This is a genomic window from Methylophaga sp., assembly GCF_048266885.1.
In the GTDB taxonomy this organism is placed as follows: domain Bacteria; phylum Pseudomonadota; class Gammaproteobacteria; order Nitrosococcales; family Methylophagaceae; genus Methylophaga.
Genome location: NZ_JBLWYR010000003.1, coordinates 22,270 through 41,815 on the forward strand (window position 1 = coordinate 22,270; position 19,546 = coordinate 41,815).

Here is a 19,546-nt window from a genome sequence, read left to right on the forward strand (position 1 = left end):
TGAGTTTTTATAATAAGTTTGCTGCTAAATGTTCCAATTGAATGGCAACTTTACGTAGTAGTGGTGGAATAATCTCCGGCTGTAAACCTAATCTTTCCCACGCCACAGGATCCAACGGTGGCACATGTTGATCACCGCTATGCCCAAAAGGTACGGCACTCACCAGGACATCAGCGACATGGACGATACATACTTCAGCTGCATAGCCTGATGCCACAGGGGTATGGTGGTGGCGTGCCACAAATCCTAAAGATTCGGGCAAGCGCCAAGCCTGTAATAACGCTTCGCCAACGTCGGTATGGTCAAAACCGATAACTCGCTGTTCTGCGAGATGTAAAACTTCGTGCCCAAAACGAGCGCTTTTGATGGCTTCTGCAGAAAGTTCTGGTACAGATTGATATAACACTAAACTGCCAATGTTATGTAGTAATCCAGCTATTAGATATTGTTCACTTTGTTTATGGCCGGCTGCTTCCGCTAATAACTTTGCAGAAATCGCGCAGGCTAGGCTATGGCGCCAAAAGATATTCATTTCCATTAGCGATTTGGGAATACCAGTAAAGGCATTGACCACCGATGTTGCTAACACTAGGTTGATTAATTCACGTGTACCGATGACGGTAATGGCACGGGAAATGGTATTGATTTGTGATGGAAAACCATAAAACGGACTGTTGACGATTTTTAATAATCGAGTTGTCAGTGCTGGGTCGGTATTAATGATATTACTGATGTCATCAATAGCACTATCAGGATCATGAATTAATTCATCAAGCCGAGCGTAAGTGCTGGGTGGTGAGACCAATTCCAGCGATTTATTGACTAATGATTGAGGTGTCAAAGCCATGATGATGGGGCCGGCTCATCTGGTGTTAATTTTTCCAATGTTGCCTCTTTGAATAACAAGGCAACCAATGGATGATTCAGATCGGCATAACGAAATAACTCTTTGCGTTCAGCTAGAGCTTTCGCGGCCAATTCGTCATGATGACCGGCTTCCATTAACGTAATGTCCAATATTGACTACTGATAAGGGTTTCACTGATCTTTACCCCGAGACTACCGGCAAAGCGATCTAAGTAGCTTGGTCTGGGTGTGTAATCAACTATTTCTTCTGCGCCAACAATATCTCTTGCAACGGTGCTGCTATTTGCCAGGCCATCAATCAGGCCTAATTCAAGTGCTTGTTCTCCAGACCAAAATAGACCAGAGAAAATTTCATCATTATTTTTCAAACGATCACCACGACCCGCTTTCACTACATCAATAAACTGCTGATGAATGTTGCTAAGCATTTGATTGGCATGCTCAACATCTCTTTCTTTAAGCGGCATAAACGGATCGAGGAAGGCTTTGTTGTCGCCAGCTGTTAATGAGCGTCTTTCCACCCCCAGTTTATCCATTGCTTCGGTAAAGCCAAAACTGTCCATACGCACGCCGATAGAACCGACAATACTAGCTTTATCGGCATATATTTCATCAGCTGCTACAGCGATATAGTAACCACCCGAAGCACAGACATCCTGAATAACGGCATATACCGGGAAATCAGGTCGGGTTGCTCGTAAACGCGTGATTTCATCGTTGATCACTCCTGACTGGACAGGGCTTCCACCGGGTGTATTCATTCGAATAATTAAGGCTTTTGCATCCGGGCTTTCAAAAGCTTCACGTATCCCAGTGACTACACGGTCGGCACTGGCTTCCATATCTGGAGCAATTACACCATTCACATCAACCAAAGCCGTATGTGGGCCGGATGGCAGGCTACTATCCCCAAACGGTCTGGTGACCATGAATATAGCAACGAGATAAAGTAACACTAAAAATTTAAAAACATAGCCCCAGCGGCGGCTAGCGCGTTGCTCTTTGATAGCAGCAAAAGCGAGATCTTGTAAAACTTTACGTTCCCATTGGTCATTTTGCGCTGCAGTATTATTTGGATCTTGTTTGTGTTCTGGTGGGAAGTCGCCAAAAGTTGCCATTGTGTTTCATCCTGAACAATAAAGTTGATTGGGTCACATCATAATCAAAAGCGCACGTTGTTACCATGCAACCAATCATCCAATGCATATAAGTCATTCACAATATGCAGTGGTTTGCAGGCTTCAAGCCTGTCCAACGCATGCGCACCATGCGTGATAGCAACGCTTTTCGCCTTGGCATTGTGAGCCATCAGCAAATCAAATTCGGTGTCACCAATCATAATCGTGTCCTCTGCTTTAACACCGCAGAAATCCATTAACTCTTCCAGCATTTGCGGGTTTGGTTTGGAATGACATTCATCCGCACAACGGGTTGCTGTAAATAAGTCAGCCAAGCCGGTAGCCGCCAGAACTTTATCCAGACCACGGCGGCCTTTACCGGTTGCTACGCCGAGAAAAATATTCTGCTTTGCCAATTTATGCAATAACTCAATGGCATTTTCAAACATTGGGGAGTCATAAGGATGATCCAACCAGATTTCTCGATAGGCCATTGCCAGTCTTTGAATATCGTCATCTGTACTATGTGGATACAGCGTACGAACGGCTTCAGATAAACCTAAGCCAATAATTTGCTGGATAGCCGTATCGGTTAATGGCGATAGCTGCAATTTATGTATTGCTTCGCGCATGCAAAATACAATATGGCTGGTGGAATCCATCAGCGTGCCATCCCAGTCAAAAACGATCATTTGGTATTGGCTCATGATCGGCCTTCCAATTGTTTTAATACCTCATTCAATGCGTCAGGCAATTCAGCATTAAAGGTTAATGGTTGTTGGGTTATTGGATGTTTAATTGAAAGCTGCCAGGCATGCAGAAACATGCGTTTTAAGCCAAATTGTTTGAGACGTTTATTAAATTCGCGATCACCGTATTTTTCATCACCACCGACTGGATGTGACTGACTGGCACTATGCACTCGAATTTGATGCGTTCTCCCTGTATAAAGTTTTGCTGCAACCAGCTGACACCCAGTAAAGTCCTGCTTTACCTCAAACAAGGTTTTAGATTTTTTGCCGTTCACATCAGGTACGACCATACGCTCTCCTGAACTCAAGTTGTTTTTTTGCAATGCCAGATCAACAATATTTTCCGTTGCCGGCCAACGGCCCTTAGTTAACGTCAGATAGCGTTTATCTGTTTCGGCGTTTTTCATCTGTTCCTGCAGATTTAACAGTGCTTCCCGGCTTTTGGCCATGACCAAACATCCAGATGTATCCCGATCTAAACGATGTACCAATTCCACAAAACGATTGTCCGGTCGGATAATGCGCATCGCTTCGATGAGGCCCAACTGGATTTGACTGCCAGCATGTACGGCCAAACCAGAGGGTTTGTTAATCACCAATAAGTCATCATCTTCCAGTAAAATAGCGTTTTCGAGCGCATCTGAAAGCGATTCCGACAATTCCGTGATAATGACTTTTTCGCTGACTCTTAGCGGAGGGATTCGCACTTGATCACCGGCCTGCAGTCTGTAGGTCTGTTTGATGCGACCTTTGTTGACCCGAACCTCACCTTTGCGCAAAGCACGATAAATCCGGCTCTTGGGAACGCCTTTTTCTAATGTAATCAAAAAATTATCGATGCGTTGACCTGCCTGATCGGCACGAATATCGATAAATTGGACAGCCGGTGATGCTTGTGGAGAATTCGCCATAGAATATTGTTAGGTTATTTCTTGCTGATGTGGTTGCAGACTGATATATTTCGCCGTTGGTCTGTACGTAAAATGAGGTCAGTATACCGACTTTCTGACGATCAGACTGAAGCAAACGTCGCGCCCCCTAGGAATGGGGTTGATGCGGCTAAGGACACGAAACGAATTTGAATACGCTGAACAGGGGTTCAGTGATGCAGGGCTCCCTAAAACGGAGCTTGTTTTTGAGAATAAATGGTTCCCACGTCTGGTTACAGCAAAACAAATAGCAGAAAATGTACAAGACAGGGCGACGAAGTAAATAATCAAACGTAATGCGACTAAAGAGAGTCGTAAAACGTTATGTAGCGTTGCAGAACCCTATTGCAGCCACAATGTGATGACATTGTATTAATGACCAGTAATCTGATGATTCGATGCTGGCAGTGCTCGACTAGTTGATTATATTGCTAATAAAACGCCGTTCTGGATGCTCTGGGCAGGCTGATGCCGCCCGACTTACTGGCTGTACTGACGCGTGAACCTCTAACTGAGGTTTATGAATGAAACGAATTTTAATTAACGCAACGCACGAGGAAGAGTTGCGTGTTGCGATGGTCGATGGCCAACGCTTGTTCGATCTAGATATCGATACTCCTTCCAGAGAACAGAAAAAAGGCAATATTTATAAAGGTAAAATCACTCGCGTAGAACCCAGTCTTGAAGCAGTTTTTGTTGAATACGGTTCTGAGCGTCAAGGCTTTCTGCCACTTAAAGAAATCAGCAAAACGTATTTTAGACAAAGCAAAGATGACGGCGATAACAATGGCCGAATCAATGTGCAGGATGTGCTTTCTGTTGGCCAAGAACTGGTTATTCAGATTGAAAAAGAAGAGCGTGGTAACAAAGGCGCAGCACTTACAACCTTTATAAGCTTAGCCGGTCGTTACTTAGTGCTGATGCCAAACAGCCCACGCGCAGGTGGTATTTCGCGTCGTATTGAAGGTGATGATCGCGCTGAGTTACAAGAAGCCTTGCGTGAACTGGAAATCCCCGAAGGCATGGGCATGATTGTCCGTACCGCTGGCGTGGGCAAGCAAACCGAAGAATTGCAATGGGATTTGGAATATCTAGTTCAGTTATGGACCGCTATTGATTTAGCCACCAAAGACCGTAGCGCACCCTTTTTGGTGTATCAAGAAAGCAATATTATTATTCGCGCTTTACGTGATTATTTACGTAAAGATATTGGCGAAATTCTGGTGGATTCCCCCGAGGTTTATCAAACGGGTTACGATTTCATGCGCATGGTGATGCCGCATGAACTCAGTAAATTCAAGCTGTATCAAGATAAAGTCCCATTATTTACTCGTTACCAGTTAGAAAGCCAGATTGAGAGTGCCTTCCGTCACGAAGTGCGTTTGCCTTCCGGTGGCGCTCTGGTCATTGACCCGACAGAAGCCTTAATTTCAATCGATGTGAACTCGGCTCGTGCTAATAAGGGTGGGGATATCGAGGAAACCGCACTTAACACCAATCTGGAAGCTGCTGAAGAAATTGCCCGTCAATTACGCTTGCGTGATTTGGGTGGTTTAGTGGTTATCGACTTTATTGATATGGGGCCAACTCGCAATCAACGTGAAGTTGAAAATCGTCTGCGTGATCATCTCAAATCAGATCGTGCACGGGTGCAAATTGGCCGTATTTCACGCTTTGGTTTGCTGGAAATGTCTCGTCAACGTTTGCGTCCTGCTTTAGGCGATGCGCATCAGGAAGTCTGCCCACGTTGTGCCGGTTTAGGCCATGTGCGTGGCGTAGAATCTTTAGGTTTAGCGGTATTACGTCTGGTTGAAGAAGAAGCGACTAAAGATAACGTCAGCCAATTGGTCATTCAGTTGCCCGTGTCCGTGGCGACCTTTATGCTGAATGAAAAACGTGCCCAAATTGATACCATCGAGAAGCGTCATAGTGTGCGTTTGGTGTTGATTCCTAACCCACATCTGGAAACACCACACTACGATATCGAACGTATTAAAGATGGCAATGAGAAACAAACCAGCAGTCATCAATTAATTACTACGCCTGAAATTGAAGCAACTGTCGTCTTAAAAGAAAAAACTGTTATGGAGCAACCTGCTGTAACTGGTATTGCACCTATTGCTCCGGCACCGATTATCAAACCTGCAGTTGCTGAACGTAAACCAAGTCTACTGAAACGTTTGTTAGGGGTACTAACCGGCGCTCCAGTAGAAACGCCTGCAGACGCAACAAAGCCACGTTCAGCAGAAAAAGAAACGGATGAGGAGAGGGAAGCGCGTCATCAAAACCGTCGTAATCGAGGCCGTAATAATACAAACCGACGTAACAATAATCGTCCTCGTCGCCCGGAAGCTACTAACAATAGTAGTGATGAATCGCAAGCTCCAAAAGCAACTGAATCCGCTCCAGTGAAATCGGATAAGCCTGATAGTAAACCGGTAACAGATGCAACAGGTGATGATAAAACCCGCAATCCTAATGCTAAACGTTCACGTCGAGGTGGACGTCGACGTCGTGGACGTGGTGAAGGCGAGGCAACTCCAACAGGTGAGGTAACGGCTGATAATGTTGAGAAAGCGGAACCGGTCGAAAAAGGTAATGCTATTCCAGCACCGCCGCCGGAAATTAATGGTAATGCTATTCCTGCACCCGAACCCGAAGTGAATGGCAATGCCATTCCGGTCTCTACCGAGCCAGAAGTCGACGGCAATAAAATTCCACCCAAATCAGCGCCACGTCGCTCACGTACCAGTACAGGTGCTACGACTAATAATCGCCGTCGCCGTGGAGCACCACCGAAAGACAAAGAAAACCGTGAAACAAATGAGGTAGAAAAAAATCCTGCTTCGGCTGATAATGAGACTCAGAAGGTTGAAAAACCAAAACCAGTTGAAAAAACAAAACCAACTGAAGAGAGTCCTAAAGCAGATGCCAAGGAATCATAAATTTAGCTGTGACGACTTGCTGAACCTTATTGGTCAGCAAGTCGTATACCATCACCAACGCTGTGAAATTATAGAGTTGCTGGATGGTTGTGAGCTGGTATTACAAGAGCTTAATCAGGATAGTAATATCCAGCCAACACAATATGGAGAAGGGCATCGTCCGGTTCCTGTAACCCATGTTTTACCGGTTTTTGATGGTGAGGGTGAGTTACATGCCGAGTTAGTCTCAGCTGGCCTGGACCAATTACTGAGAGAGCAAGGCCTCTACGGCCAATAAATCCTGCTCTGTATCAACCCCGTGTCCCGGATCAACCTGAGCTTCTGTCAAATGAATCCGATTGCCATGGTAAAGCGCTCGAAGCTGTTCCAATGATTCAAATTGTTCCGGCGGTGCAGGTGGTAATTCATGATAACGATGCAAAAAATCTGCTCGATAGGCGTACATGCCAACATGCTTTAAATGCGGCATAGTGATGTTGTCGAGTGCCTGTTTGTTATTAAAATGCTCGCGTAACCAAGGAATAGGGGCGCGGCTAAAATACATCGCATAACCTTTAGCATCCACCACCACTTTAACGATATTAGGATCAAATACCTGTTCAGCGAGTTTTAACGGGCTGTAAAGCGAAGTAATGGCTGCTTCACGATGGTGGGCCAGATCCGCTGCCACCTGATTAATCAACACTGCTGGCAAACAGGGCTCATCTCCCTGGACATTCACTACTAAATCATCGCCATGAAATGCTCTTAACTGAGCTACTTCTGCCAAACGATCAGTGCCTGAAATATGATCATCCCGAGTCATGCAGACATCTGCACCAAAACTTTTCGCCGCCTCGGCAATACGCTGATCATCTGTTGCGATAATAACTTCACTGGCTTCACTTTCCATGGCTCTTTCATAGACATGTTGAATCATCGGTTTACCGACGATTTGACATAAAGGCTTTCCTGGCAGCCGGCTTGAAGCAAAGCGGGCCGGAATAATGATTTTAAATTTCATCAGTAGGTTTCTTCAGCCGTCAGTTCGCGTGCTTCATCAACTAACATCACCGGGATTTCATCACGAATGGGATACGCTACACGGCAGGCTTTACACACCAGTTCCTGGGATTGTTTCTGATATAAAATACTGCTCTTACAGACGGGGCAAGCGAGTATTTCCAATAAGGTTTTATCCATTTAAAGCTCTCTTAATTTTTTGTCGATTGCTGGCCCAAGTGATGGGCTCAGTTTAGCCTCCGCTGGCACATACCACATGTTTTCTGTGGCAAAGCCCTGACATTTTACCGCATCTTTTTCAGTCATCAGTATGGGATAGGTTTCTGCAAACTGGAAATCCGTTTCAGTATAGGCATGATGATCAGCAAATGCATGGGGAATGATGGTTAAACCGAGTTGTTGCAACTGGTCAAAAAAACGTTGCGGGTGACCGATTCCGGCGACGACATAAATAGGGGTTTCAGCAAATTCAGTTAATGATTTGTGAAGATTATTATTTTTTAACTGGACTGCTTGCTGGAGTTGCAGTTGCATGCTTAGCCGCTGAGAATCGGACTCACCATGAAAAATAGTAAAATCAACGGTTTCAAGTCGGGACAAAGGTTCACGCAGTGGCCCGGCTGGTAGACATAATTTATTACCCAGCCCACGATTAGCATCAATAATGACAATTTCTATATCACGCTGAAGTCGATAATGTTGCAGACCATCGTCGGTGATAATCACATTACAGGAGTTGTCTGCTAAGAGTTGTTGGCCTGCAGCCACCCGATCTGGAGCCACCACCACTGGACACTGTGTACGCTGATGAATTAATAAGGGCTCATCACCAACTTCTGCAGCCAGACTATCGAGGTGAACACTGCAGGGATAATCATCTGCCTTGCCACCATAACCACGACTGATAATGCCCGGTTGCCAGCCCTGCTTTTGTAAATATTGGGCCAGCCAGATCACAAAAGGTGTTTTACCACTGCCGCCAACACTGATATTACCGACTATAATCACAGGTACCGGTAGTGAATATTGCTTGAAGATACCGTAACGATAAGCCTGACGTCGCTGCCAGATAATTAACCGATATAACCAGTTGAATGGTCTCAATAACCAGCTTAATAGAGAGGGACGATACCAACTATTAGTTAGCCAATCTGTCTTCATTATTGCTGCTGAAACTGCAACCGGTGAAGCTCTGCGTAATGATCACCTTTAGCAATCAATTGCTGATGGGTACCGGTTTCAACAATTCGCCCGTCATGCATCACCACAATAAGATCGGCTTTTTCGATAGTCGAAAGCCGGTGAGCAATCACCAATGTGGTGCGACTATGCATCAGGTTTTCTAAAGCTGATTGGATATGTCTTTCTGCTTCAGAATCCAATGAAGCGGTCGCTTCATCGAGAATCAGAATAGGCGTATCACGCAATAACGCCCGGGCAATCGCCAGTCGTTGTCGTTGTCCACCGGAGAGCAGTACGCCGTTCTGTCCCACCTGGGTTTGCAAACCCTCTGGCAGCTTTTGAATAAACTCCCAGGCATGCGCCGCTTTAGCCGCTTCAATAATACGTTCTTCAGCAACAACTGTTTTCTGGCCATAGGTAATATTATTGGCAATGGTGTCGTTAAATAAAATTACCTGTTGGTTAACTAATGAAATCTGTTTGCGTAAATCAAGCAATTTAAGCTGACTGATATCGATTTCATCGATAAAAATGTGTCCGCTGGTTGGCATATAAAACCGCGGTAGTAAACTCACCAAGGTGGTTTTCCCACTACCAGAGTGCCCAACAAAAGCAATGGTCTGGCTGGCTTTTACTTCAAAACTGATATTGTCCAGAACCTTTCGTGAGTTTGCGTTGTACTCAAAGCCAACCTGTTCGAAGCGAATGTCTCCCTTCGCACGTTCCAGTTCTTGTGTGCCCGTATCTGCTTCCGGTTTTTGATCCAGCATGGTAAATACACTATCGGCGGCTGCGATACCGGCCTGAAGTTTGGAATTGAGTTTAGTCAGGCGTTTCAACGGTGTCAGGATCATAAACATCGCTGTGATAAATGAAATGAAGGTACCAACAGTAATTTGTTCTAACATTTGCGGTAGGGTAGCCAGATAAATTACTACCGCCAGCCCCAGCACGGCGATTAATTCGATAATCGGCTGACTGGTGGCTTCTGTGGCGATTTTTTTCATTCGTTGGCGACGGTTAAGCTGATTGACCTTGTCAAACCGTTTGGCTTCATAATGCTGGCTACCAAAAGTTTTAACTTCGCGATGACCTTCAATGACTTCACTCGAGGTGTGGCTGACATCCCCCATAGAATCCTGAATGGTTTTACTGATGCGCCTGAAACGGGAACTAATTTTGTAAACTAACAGACCGATAAACGGTACCGTCAATAAAATAATTAACGATAGCAGGCCATTAAGATAAACCATCCAGGCAAGCAATCCGACTATCGTCAATGTGTCACGAACTAAAACGAGAATGGCGTCAGTTGCCGCATCGGCTACTTGCTCTACGTCGTACAACAATTTAGACATCAGTTGTCCCGATGTACTTTTATCGTAAAAGCTAGCGGGTAATGTCAATAAACGGTCAAACATCTCGGTGCGCAACGTCATTATCACATTCCGTGCGATCCAGCCTAAACCATATGTGGTCACAAAGTTGGCGACACCACGAACCAGAAAAATTCCAATTAATGCAACTGGGATCCATTTAATAATAAACGGGTCTTTTTCGACGAAGCTGCCATCCATTAGTGGTTTCATTATCGCAGCCATGGCCGTTTCACTGCCGGCATAAACCAGCATAGACAAAATGACTGCAGAAAATACCAGCCAATAGGGTCTTACATAAGTCAGCAGGCGCTTATAAAGTTGTACAGCGCTCATCTCATTGGCAATTTGTTTCATGGGGTCTCAGTGGTTTTCTGGCGTGTTGCCAAGGTCAAACGAGTAAAGCCCAGTAATTGAGCAGCATCCATAGCCGTGACAATATGTTGATATTCGGCATTAGCATCAGCGCTGATAATGATGTGTGGATCAGCATTATCGCCTGCTGTGGTTTTGAGCAAATCACGCAATGCATCTCGCGTCGCGACAGCAATTGGCGTGTCATTGACCAGCACTTCACCGTTGGCCCGAATAATGATATCAATCGGTGCTTCCTGTTCAGCTAATGCTTGACCGCTGGCTTCGGGTAAATCCACTTTCAAAGAACTTTCCCGGATAAAACTGGTGGATACCATAAAAAACAGTAATAACAGGAATACCACATCAATCATCGGGGTGAGATTGACGTCGGGTTCTTCAGAATGCCGAGGCAAAAGTTTCATAGACCACGAGCCTCATCGGGATCAAAGTCACGTTCTCCATGTAGCATTTCAATTAATTGCATGGCTTGTTCTTCCATGCTGACCACTAGTTGATTAATTTTTCCACGGAAATAGCGGTAAAAAATCACGCTGGGAATCGCCACTACTAGGCCGGCTGCTGTAGTGAGTAACGCTTCTGAAATGCCGCCTGCTAAGGTTTCTGGATTTCCTACACCTTCCAACGTAATGGCGGCAAACACTTTAATCATGCCAATAACGGTACCTAATAAACCAAGTAAAGGAGATATGGCAGCAATGGTACCCAGGGTATTGAGATTACGTTCCAATTGTTGTGTTACATGACGACCGGTATCTTCAATGCTTTCCTTGGTGATATCGCGAGAGCTATTACGATTAATCAAACCAGCCGCGAGGATCTGACCTAATGGCGAGTTTTTTTGCAGAGAGTTAATACGGTATTGGTCAATTTGCTTAAACTGTAACCATTGCCAGATTTGGGTAATTAATTCAGGTGGTGCGATTTTGCGTTGTTGAAGGCTCCAAAAGCGCTCTGCAATAATCGCAATAGCAATTATTGAGCAGCCAAGTAGCGGTAACATCAGCCAGCCACCTGCTTTAAATAGTTCCAGCATGCTCCATCCGTCCCAGTTAATGAAATGTTGCCATGATACGTGAAAACGCATTTATTCAGTAGCGTTACGCATCCATAATCTGCGTTGTTGTTCGCGCCAGCCTTTAGGACTTAAATCTAGTTGTTGATCAAGTTTGATAAACAATGCACCGTGCGTTCCCGTTTGAAAGGTTTTGCTACCAAAGTTGTGATATCGATTGACCACATCGGTGGCTGGAAAGTTAAAACGATTTTGATAACCACTGGCAAATAAAACAGTTTGTGGCTCAACCTTCTGAATAAATACCTTAGAAGATGAAGTGCGACTTCCATGATGGGGAGCTACAAGAATGTTTGCGTTGAGGTTCACGGCCTGGTTTCTGACCAGATTGATCTCGGCTTCTCGTTCAATATCCCCCGTCAATAAAATCGTACCGTATTGACTGGTTATTTTGAGTACGCAGGACAAATCATTACGACTACCGACCTGATCCAATACCGGATGCAATATCTCAAATTCAACCTGATCCCATTGCCATGACTGACCCTGTTGACAGAGCTGACTGCCATTCAACTTGTCGGGGTCGCTACTCAGAATATGTTTGGCAGGGTAACTAGACAAAACTGCATTGGCTCCACCGATATGATCATTATCGGCATGACTAATCACCAATGTATCCAAGTGTTTGACACCAAGCGAACGAAGATACGGTACAACCACGGCCGAGCCAGTATCAAAATCACCAAATGCCGGACCGGTATCAAACACAAGAGTGTGATGTTGGGTTTGTATTACCGCTGATAAACCTTGGCCTACATCTAATAATGTAAACCAAACTTCTGCAGAATCAGGTCTCTTCGGGCTATAAAAGAAGATAGGCAGAATTAAAATAACGCCAAGCCAGCGCAATGGCCATCCACGTGGAGCGAGTATTAATACGATGCCAATTATTGAGAGACTAAGCAGCCCGATGGAAAATATCGGCGTTTGCCAAACCGATAAGGGCAATTGGACAAGCCATTCCAGATACCACCACAGTAAAGACAATAACTTTTCGGTGAGCTGCAAAAACCACTCAGCTATTGGTAAATCAAAACTCAACAGCAACATCGACAATAACAGTAATGGCACAATTAAAAAGCTTACCAAAGGCACAGCAAGCACATTGGCCAGTGGAGCGATAAGTGATGTTTCTTGAAAAAATAATAAGAGTAAAGGTGTTAAACCAACCGCTATCCATAGATGAATATGCAGCCAAAGCCATTTGGTAGCAGGTTGTCTATTTTGTGCAACATACAAAATGCACAGTACCGCAGCAAAAGACAGCCAAAACCCGGCTGATAATGTCGCGAATGGGTCGATGAGCAACACCAAAATCAAACTCAGACTTAATACCTGCAGAGGCTCAACTCGGCGTTTAATAAAGATACTCAGCATAACCACGCTGACCATCACCAAAGCACGTTGGGTTGGAATCGATAAACCAGCAAGCAATGCATAGAACACAGCCAACAACAGACCGCCAATTGCACCTGCTTGTCGATCACTTAACGTTAATAATTGTTTGCTGCGAATACGCCAAAGTATCTTGGTAGCAAAAAAACCTAAGGCTGCTGCTAGGCCAATATGCAGGCCGGAAATTGCCAATAGATGGCTGGTTCCGGTTTGTCTTAAGGTATTCCACTGTGCTGGCTGCATGCGATCTCGGTTACCGACGGCCAAACCTTCAACCAACGCTAAATGAGGACTGAGTTCTAATATGGCGGTCATTTTGCCGATCAATTGTGCCCGCCAGTAATTAATGTCAAAAGGGGAGGCAGATTGTAATTTTTGATTTTGTTCAGAAGAACGAATATAGCCGGTGGCACCTATTCGCTGTTGAAACAACCATGATTCGTAATCAAATCCACCTGGATTAGCCATACCCCTAGGGGCTTTTAGCCGCACCATGAATTGCCATTTTTCATTAGTTTTGGGCGTAATTTCTGGAGGGAAATACCAGCTTAAGCGAATTTTAGCCGGTAAATTTAGGCTGTTACTTTCCGGTTCGAATTCAAAACGTAGCCGTTGATCGTTATGATGGGGAACGGAAGCAATGAAACCAGTGACCAGAATATCTTGTCTCTCAAGTGTTGCATCAAGTTGGTTGTCTAACCTAAGCTGAGCTTGAACACTTGTCCACAGCACTGCAACGATAAACCACACAATGGCCCATTGTGACCGACGCCAAGCAATAAAAACCAAGGGGAGTAAAGTGAGCAGCCAATACAACGAGGGTAGCTGCGGCAACCATACCACCAGTAAACAGCCCAACAAAAATGAAATGGCAGGTTTGACCATATATCCCTATAATGACCGCCGTTTGTCCTTAATACTGAGACGTAATGCCTCGTAAATTCCTGAAACGAATAATGCCAGATCATGTGACTATGCGCGAGCATAAGCATTTTCGCCGTTTTGGGGAAAAGATTATGGCTCCAGAATTGTGGCATCTTAATCGTAGATCGGTCTCTGCGGCGGTAGCGATAGGGGTTTTCTTTGCCTTTATACCGATGCCAGGTCAAATGGTGGTGGCGGGCCTACTGGCTATCTGGTTCAGGGTAAACTTGCCCATCGCAGTGATGTGCGTTTGGATTACTAATCCGCTTACAATGGCACCCATTTACTTTTTCACTTACAAAGTCGGTGCGATGATATTGGACGTGCCACTGCGTACCCATGAGTTCGCTTTTACTCTTGAATGGTTATGGGACGAATTAGGCTTTATCTGGCAACCGTTATTACTGGGATCGTTTATTTGCGGTGTGCTGGCGGCACTCTCCGGCGTCATAATCGTTCGGTTGATATGGCGTTTAGTGGTTATCAACAGCTGGTTAAAGCGCTATCACCGTCAAAAATCTCGTCAGCAGAACGACAATAATAAGCCCTGAATTAGCTTTGTAGTTTGCCATCAATCAATGTGAATTGCTGATTCATTCTCGCAGCCAATTGAGTGTCATGCGTTACAATAATCAGTGCTGTTCCCAGCTCTGTATTTAACTGCATAATCAAATCAAAAATACCTTCAGCTGTATGATGATCCAGATTTCCGGTGGGTTCATCAGCCAGAAGACAAGCTGGTTTGGTAATCAACGCTCGAGCTAAAGCTGCACGTTGACGTTCACCACCCGACAATTCACTGGGTTTGTGATGTACACGGTGCCCCAGCCCAACCTGCTTTAATAACTCAACTGACTGCTGTTTAGCCTGTTTCGGATGCATGCCACCAATAACTAGAGGCATTGCCACATTTTCTTCTGCGGTAAATTCGGGCAATAAATGATGAAATTGATATACAAAACCAAGCGATTGATTACGTAATTTACTTAAGGCACTCACCGAAAGCTTACTGATATCTTGTTGCAATACCTCGATTGTTCCATCCGTGGGTTCATCTAACCCACCTAGCAGATGTAATAATGTGCTTTTACCGGAACCGGAGCTTCCCACAATAGCAATACGATCACCTGCAGATACGGTTAAATTAACATTCTGTAAAACAGGTGTTTCCAGATTGCCATCTTTATAGCGCTTAACCAGGTTTTGGCAGCGAATTACGGTGTTATCAGTCATAACGTAAAGCCTCAGCCGGTTTCACCTGAGCAGCACGCCAGGAAGGGTAGATAGTCGATAGAATGGATAATACAAAGGCTGTAATACCAATCACAGTTACATCATTCCAATGTAAATCGGATGGCAGGTCACTGATGTAATACACCTCTGCTGGTAAGAATTGGTAACCTAAAATAGTTTCTATCCATGAAATAATGTTAGAAACATTCAACGCCAAAATGACCCCACCTATAACACCAAGCAGCGTACCGATCAGGCCTATCACAATACCCTGCACCATGAAGATACCCATGATGCCGCCCGGTGACATTCCCAATGTTCTCAGAATGGCGATATCCGAATATTTATCGGTGACCATCATCACTAGCGTTGAAACAATGTTAAATGCGGCAACCGCCACAATCAGCATCAAAATGACAAACATCACCGTTTTTTCAGTCTTTAAGGCACGGAAAAAGTTAGCGTGTTGATAAGTCCAATCTGCTGCACGATATTCGGCCGGCAAACTTTGTAATAAATCACGGGTAATGCGTGGCGCCTGATAAACATCATCCAATTGCAAACGTAGGCCAGTCACTTTGCCTGGGATACGGAATAAATTAGCCGCATCCTCAATGTTCATGATGGCTAAGGCGCTGTCATATTCATACATGCCGATTTCAAAAACACCGGAAACGGTTAAACGTTTCAGTCTTGGAATCACCCCAGCAGGCGTGGGAGTTACATGTGGCGTTATCACGGTGATTTTATCGCCGGTACCAACGCCCATGGCAATGGCTAAATCTTTACCCAGAATAATGCCGTAACTTCCCGGTTGCAGTGAGTCAAAACGGCCCTGGATGATTTTGTCGCCAATGCTGGAAACCTTTGGTTCCAAGGTGGGATCCACACCACGAATCTGGGTGCCTCGAACCCGGCTGCCTTGATTTAGCATCGCCTGGCCTTCAACAAAAGGTGCTGAGTTGATAACGCGGGGGAAACCATCAATAAGTGATTCGGCTTTTTGCCAATCGGCCAGGGTGCCGTCTGAGCCAGTAACAAAGGCATGGGATGTCATGCCCAGGATGCGTTCGCGTAATTCCTTTTCAAAGCCGTTCATCACCGATAACACGGTAATCAAAGCGGCCACACCAAGTGCGACGCCCAGCATGGAGGTCATGGAGATGAACGAAATAAAATGGTTACGACGTTTGGCCCGGGTATAACGGGCGCCAATATAGACACTTAGTGGTCTGAACATAAATCCGCTCTGGCAAAGAGCCCGCCGTGGTGGCGGGCCAGGTGCATATTATTTAGGGTGGACGGTTTGGGTACCGTTTTCGGTGCCTAGCAACAACACGTCTGCGGGACGCATTGCAAACAAGCCATTAGTCACTACGCCAACAATATCGTTCAGCGTTTTTTCTAATTTGATCGGCTCCATAATATCCAGACCATGTACATCTAGAATAACGTTATGGTTATCAGTGATCACGCCTTCACGATAAACCGGCTGCCCACCTAGTTTGACGATTTCACGCGCGACATAACTACGTGCCATCGGAATAACTTCAACCGGTAATGGGAATTTACCTAAAACATCAACCAGTTTAGTTGCATCCGCAATACAAACAAATTTGTCAGCAACGGCAGCAATAATTTTTTCGCGGGTTAATGCGCCACCACCACCTTTGATCAGTTGCAGGTTATGGTTGGACTCATCCGCGCCATCAACATACACCGCAACTTCTTTGACGTCATTTAAATCGAAGACGTGAATACCATAATCTTTTAAACGCTGTGTTGAAGCATTAGAACTGGAGACGGCACCTTCAATGCGATGTTTAATCGTAGCTAACGCATCAATAAAGTGATTGACAGTAGAACCGGTGCCTACGCCCACTACACCGTCAGTAGTAATGTATTCCAAAGCCGACCATGCAGCTTGTTTCTTCATTTCATCAGCAGTCATTGCGATTCCTTGTTAATTTGAATGGCTTGATTTATCCAGCCAATTATAGAGATAAATGGTCGGCAATGGTAACGTAGTCATCTTTGTTTAACTTAACAGACTGAATCTGGAACCCCATGCTCACAGGCTATGTAGAAAAAATCCTCAAAGCGCGCGTCTATGATGTTGCTATCGAAACACCTTTGGATTTAATGCCAAGATTATCCAAGCGGGTGGATAATCAGATTCTGATTAAACGCGAAGACTTACAGTCGGTGTTTTCCTTTAAGTTACGTGGCGCCTATAACCGGATGAGCCATTTAACCGAAGCAGAAAGAAAGCAGGGCGTTGTTGCTGCTTCAGCAGGCAATCATGCGCAAGGCGTGGCACTGGCAGCCAATAAAATGGGTATTTCGGCAATGATCGTGATGCCAATTACGACACCACCTATCAAGGTTGAAGCGGTGCGTATGCTGGGAGCCGATATTACCCTGCATGGTAACAGTTACGATGAAGCGTTTGATTTTGCCCAGCAGGTTTCAACCGATCAGAGACGAGTGTTTATTCATCCTTATGATGATCCTTTGGTGATTGCCGGACAGGGCACTATTGCAATGGAAATCATGCGCCAGCATCCGGATCCAGTTTATGCGGTATTTATTCCTGTGGGTGGTGGCGGTTTACTGGCGGGCATGGCGGCGTATATCAAAGCCATTTGGCCTGAAATTAAGATTATTGCCGTGGAACCAGCGGATGCAGCCAGTCTAAAAGCTGCTCTTGATGCCGGTGAGCGAGTCAAATTGGACCAAGTGGGGTTGTTTGCCGATGGCACTGCGGTAAGGCAAGTGGGTGAGGAGCCTTTCCGAATAGCCCAAAAAACCGTTGATCATGTTGTTACGGTCGAAACCGATGAAATCTGCGCTGCCATTATGGATGTATTTGACGATACCCGTTCCATTGCAGAGCCTTCGGGAGCGTTATCGATTGCCGGCGCCAAAAAATATATTCAGCAAAATGGTTTGCATGACAAGACCATGGTGGTTATTAACAGTGGCGCCAATATGAATTTTGACCGGCTTCGTCATGTAGCGGAACGTGCGGAGATTGGTGAGCGCCGGGAAGTATTATTTGCTGCAACCATTGATGAGCAGCCAGGTAGTTTCCAACGCTTCTGCAAGACTTTGGCGGATCGAGGCATAACCGAATTTAATTATCGATATGCTGATAAGCAGCAGGCGCAGGTATTTGTTGGGGTGCGTATGTCGGGTCGTGAAGAAGAGCGGCAGATCCTGTTTGAGAACTTAACTCAAGCAGGGTATCAGTGGATTGATTTCACTGATAACGAAATGGCCAAATTACATGTTCGTTATATGGTCGGCGGGCACGCACCGCAAGCTGAAAATGAACGGTTGATTCGTTTTGAATTTCCGGAACGCCCAGGAGCTTTGTTACGTTTTCTGACCCATATCGGTCAACGCTGGAATATCAGTCTGTTTCATTACCGTAACCATGGTGCTGCTTATGGCAGAGTCTTGGTGGGTATCCAGGTGACGCCTGAATTCAATAATGAATTTCAGGCGTTTCTGGATAATCTGGGCTATGTCTACTGGTTGGAAACCGATAACCCGGCTTATGATTTATTTTTAAAGTGATTAATTGGTTACAGTCGTGGTATCGCTGATTAATTGAATCTGTCCATTGACGTCGACAGAAACTTTATTGCTGCCTGCTTCGAGTGCGGCTGGTGCACTTTTGCTGCTCATATCGGCTGACATCATCATTTGGCTTTCCATGCGATATATCGGGGCATAACCACTGGTATTAACGGACATATTGACCAGGCGGTAACCGGGTTCATTGAATTGTTGCTGCACTAATGAAGCCTTGTCACGAAACTTACTGATAGCTTGCTGCATTAATTCGTTCTGGGTGGTTTCGATTAAGGCATCCGACAGGGAAAACTCGATCGATTGCACCGTGCCTAAGGCTTGCACTTCGCCTAATAACTCACTCATTTGGGTGAAATCATGGCTATGCAGACGAATCTGCTGACTCACTTGCCAAGAGACGATTTGACTATCTTTATACATGGGGCGGGTTTGATAGCCGGTAGTTTGGGATTTGACCGAATCATAAGCTTTAATTTTTTCCAGCAACTGATTGCTGCGCTGGTTGACTTGTTGCCCTAATTTAGCAGGGTCTGTGCCATTGAGCATGACCTGAATCACGCTGGTCACCTGATCATTTGCTACTTCAGTAGCGGCGGTTGCATTCAAATTGATTAGGTTAAAGTGTAATTCTTGTTCAGCCGTAGCAGTGGCTGAGAAAAACAGCATACCTATAACAAAAAAAGTATTTTTCATAGATTGAGTGTTCCTGTGAGAGATAAGTTGAAGTCGAGTTTTGCTTGCTGTTAGTACAGCATGGTTGCTAAATTAACAGG

At 45.1% G+C, this 19,546-nt stretch carries 20 protein-coding genes; 4 read left to right on the top strand and 16 right to left on the bottom strand.

The genetic code is table 11. The features are described 5' to 3' along the window. Positions 1–7 precede the first annotated feature (7 nt). The 5 genes from ACN0V2_RS02105 to ACN0V2_RS02125 are packed head-to-tail and all read right to left on the bottom strand — an operon-like array spanning position 8 to position 3,648. Complete coding sequence (locus ACN0V2_RS02105; RefSeq protein ID WP_417549140.1) at positions 8–847, bottom strand: HDOD domain-containing protein; 840 nt, start codon at positions 845–847, stop codon at positions 8–10. Continuing rightward, positions 838–1,017 (bottom strand): hypothetical protein, encoded by a 180-nt coding sequence (locus tag ACN0V2_RS02110; protein ID WP_417549141.1) that lies wholly within the window; start codon positions 1,015–1,017, stop codon positions 838–840. Before ACN0V2_RS02110 ends, ACN0V2_RS02105 begins: the two co-directional genes overlap by 10 nt. After that, entirely contained in the window at positions 1,002–1,985 is a 984-nt protein-coding gene (locus ACN0V2_RS02115) for a S49 family peptidase (RefSeq protein WP_417549142.1), read from the bottom strand. Before ACN0V2_RS02115 ends, ACN0V2_RS02110 begins: the two co-directional genes overlap by 16 nt. Before the next feature lie 44 nt (positions 1,986–2,029). Continuing rightward, positions 2,030–2,692: an HAD-IA family hydrolase gene (locus ACN0V2_RS02120; RefSeq protein WP_417549143.1), complete on the bottom strand. Its 663-nt coding sequence runs from the start codon at positions 2,690–2,692 to the stop codon at positions 2,030–2,032. Next, positions 2,689–3,648: an RluA family pseudouridine synthase gene (locus tag ACN0V2_RS02125; RefSeq protein ID WP_417549144.1), complete on the bottom strand. Its 960-nt coding sequence runs from the start codon at positions 3,646–3,648 to the stop codon at positions 2,689–2,691. The genes ACN0V2_RS02120 and ACN0V2_RS02125 overlap by 4 nt, the downstream gene beginning before the upstream one ends. A 542-nt stretch (positions 3,649–4,190) precedes the next feature. On the opposite strand from ACN0V2_RS02125, the gene ACN0V2_RS02130 reads away from it, so the two are divergent. Both ACN0V2_RS02130 and ACN0V2_RS02135 read left to right on the top strand, forming a co-directional pair. Continuing rightward, entirely contained in the window at positions 4,191–6,611 is a 2,421-nt protein-coding gene (locus ACN0V2_RS02130; RefSeq protein WP_417549145.1) for a ribonuclease E/G, read from the top strand. A 16-nt stretch (positions 6,612–6,627) separates the two neighbouring features. Then, entirely contained in the window at positions 6,628–6,888 is a 261-nt protein-coding gene (locus ACN0V2_RS02135) for a hypothetical protein (RefSeq protein ID WP_014708114.1), read from the top strand. On the opposite strand, the gene kdsB is transcribed toward ACN0V2_RS02135, so the two are convergent. The 7 genes from kdsB to ACN0V2_RS02170 are packed head-to-tail and all read right to left on the bottom strand — an operon-like array spanning position 6,856 to position 13,901. Continuing rightward, entirely contained in the window at positions 6,856–7,614 is a 759-nt protein-coding gene (gene kdsB, locus ACN0V2_RS02140) for a 3-deoxy-manno-octulosonate cytidylyltransferase (RefSeq protein WP_417549146.1), read from the bottom strand. The two genes, ACN0V2_RS02135 and kdsB, sit on opposite strands and share 33 nt — an antisense overlap. Beyond that, positions 7,614–7,793 carry a Trm112 family protein gene (locus tag ACN0V2_RS02145; RefSeq protein WP_417549147.1) on the bottom strand — a complete coding sequence of 60 codons (180 nt, stop codon included), beginning with the start codon at positions 7,791–7,793 and terminating at the stop codon, positions 7,614–7,616. Before ACN0V2_RS02145 ends, kdsB begins: the two co-directional genes overlap by 1 nt. After that, positions 7,794–8,774, bottom strand: coding sequence for a tetraacyldisaccharide 4'-kinase (gene lpxK, locus ACN0V2_RS02150; protein ID WP_417549148.1), 981 nt, complete (start codon positions 8,772–8,774; stop codon positions 7,794–7,796). It lies immediately after the preceding gene. Beyond that, positions 8,774–10,528, bottom strand: coding sequence for a lipid A export permease/ATP-binding protein MsbA (gene msbA / locus ACN0V2_RS02155; protein ID WP_417549149.1), 1,755 nt, complete (start codon positions 10,526–10,528; stop codon positions 8,774–8,776). Before msbA ends, lpxK begins: the two co-directional genes overlap by 1 nt. Beyond that, entirely contained in the window at positions 10,525–10,950 is a 426-nt protein-coding gene (locus ACN0V2_RS02160) for an ExbD/TolR family protein (RefSeq protein ID WP_417549150.1), read from the bottom strand. The genes msbA and ACN0V2_RS02160 overlap by 4 nt, the downstream gene beginning before the upstream one ends. Then, entirely contained in the window at positions 10,947–11,582 is a 636-nt protein-coding gene (locus tag ACN0V2_RS02165) for a MotA/TolQ/ExbB proton channel family protein (protein WP_417549151.1), read from the bottom strand. The genes ACN0V2_RS02160 and ACN0V2_RS02165 overlap by 4 nt, the downstream gene beginning before the upstream one ends. Positions 11,583–11,633: 51 nt before the next feature. Beyond that, entirely contained in the window at positions 11,634–13,901 is a 2,268-nt protein-coding gene (locus ACN0V2_RS02170) for a DNA internalization-related competence protein ComEC/Rec2 (RefSeq protein ID WP_417549152.1), read from the bottom strand. Between the two features lie 89 nt (positions 13,902–13,990). Here ACN0V2_RS02170 and ACN0V2_RS02175 point away from each other — a divergent pair, with 89 nt between their 5' ends. Next, positions 13,991–14,491 (top strand): DUF2062 domain-containing protein, encoded by a 501-nt coding sequence (locus ACN0V2_RS02175; RefSeq protein WP_417549259.1) that lies wholly within the window; start codon positions 13,991–13,993, stop codon positions 14,489–14,491. A 1-nt stretch (position 14,492) separates the two neighbouring features. On the opposite strand, the gene lolD is transcribed toward ACN0V2_RS02175, so the two are convergent. The 3 genes from lolD to rpiA are packed head-to-tail and all read right to left on the bottom strand — an operon-like array spanning position 14,493 to position 17,124. After that, the gene (lolD, locus tag ACN0V2_RS02180; RefSeq protein ID WP_417549153.1) at positions 14,493–15,173 is read right to left on the bottom strand and encodes a lipoprotein-releasing ABC transporter ATP-binding protein LolD; all 681 of its coding nucleotides are present in this window, start codon (positions 15,171–15,173) and stop codon (positions 14,493–14,495) included. After that, positions 15,166–16,413, bottom strand: coding sequence for a lipoprotein-releasing ABC transporter permease subunit (locus ACN0V2_RS02185; protein ID WP_417549154.1), 1,248 nt, complete (start codon positions 16,411–16,413; stop codon positions 15,166–15,168). Before ACN0V2_RS02185 ends, lolD begins: the two co-directional genes overlap by 8 nt. Positions 16,414–16,461: 48 nt before the next feature. Then, positions 16,462–17,124, bottom strand: a complete 663-nt coding sequence (gene rpiA, locus ACN0V2_RS02190) for a ribose-5-phosphate isomerase RpiA (RefSeq protein ID WP_417549155.1) — start codon at positions 17,122–17,124, stop codon at positions 16,462–16,464. A gap of 116 nt (positions 17,125–17,240) precedes the next feature. Here rpiA and ilvA point away from each other — a divergent pair, with 116 nt between their 5' ends. After that, positions 17,241–18,755: a threonine ammonia-lyase, biosynthetic gene (ilvA, locus tag ACN0V2_RS02195; protein WP_417549156.1), complete on the top strand. Its 1,515-nt coding sequence runs from the start codon at positions 17,241–17,243 to the stop codon at positions 18,753–18,755. On the opposite strand, the gene ACN0V2_RS02200 is transcribed toward ilvA, so the two are convergent. Then, entirely contained in the window at positions 18,756–19,466 is a 711-nt protein-coding gene (locus ACN0V2_RS02200; protein ID WP_417549157.1) for an SIMPL domain-containing protein, read from the bottom strand. Positions 19,467–19,546: the final 80 nt, after the last annotated feature.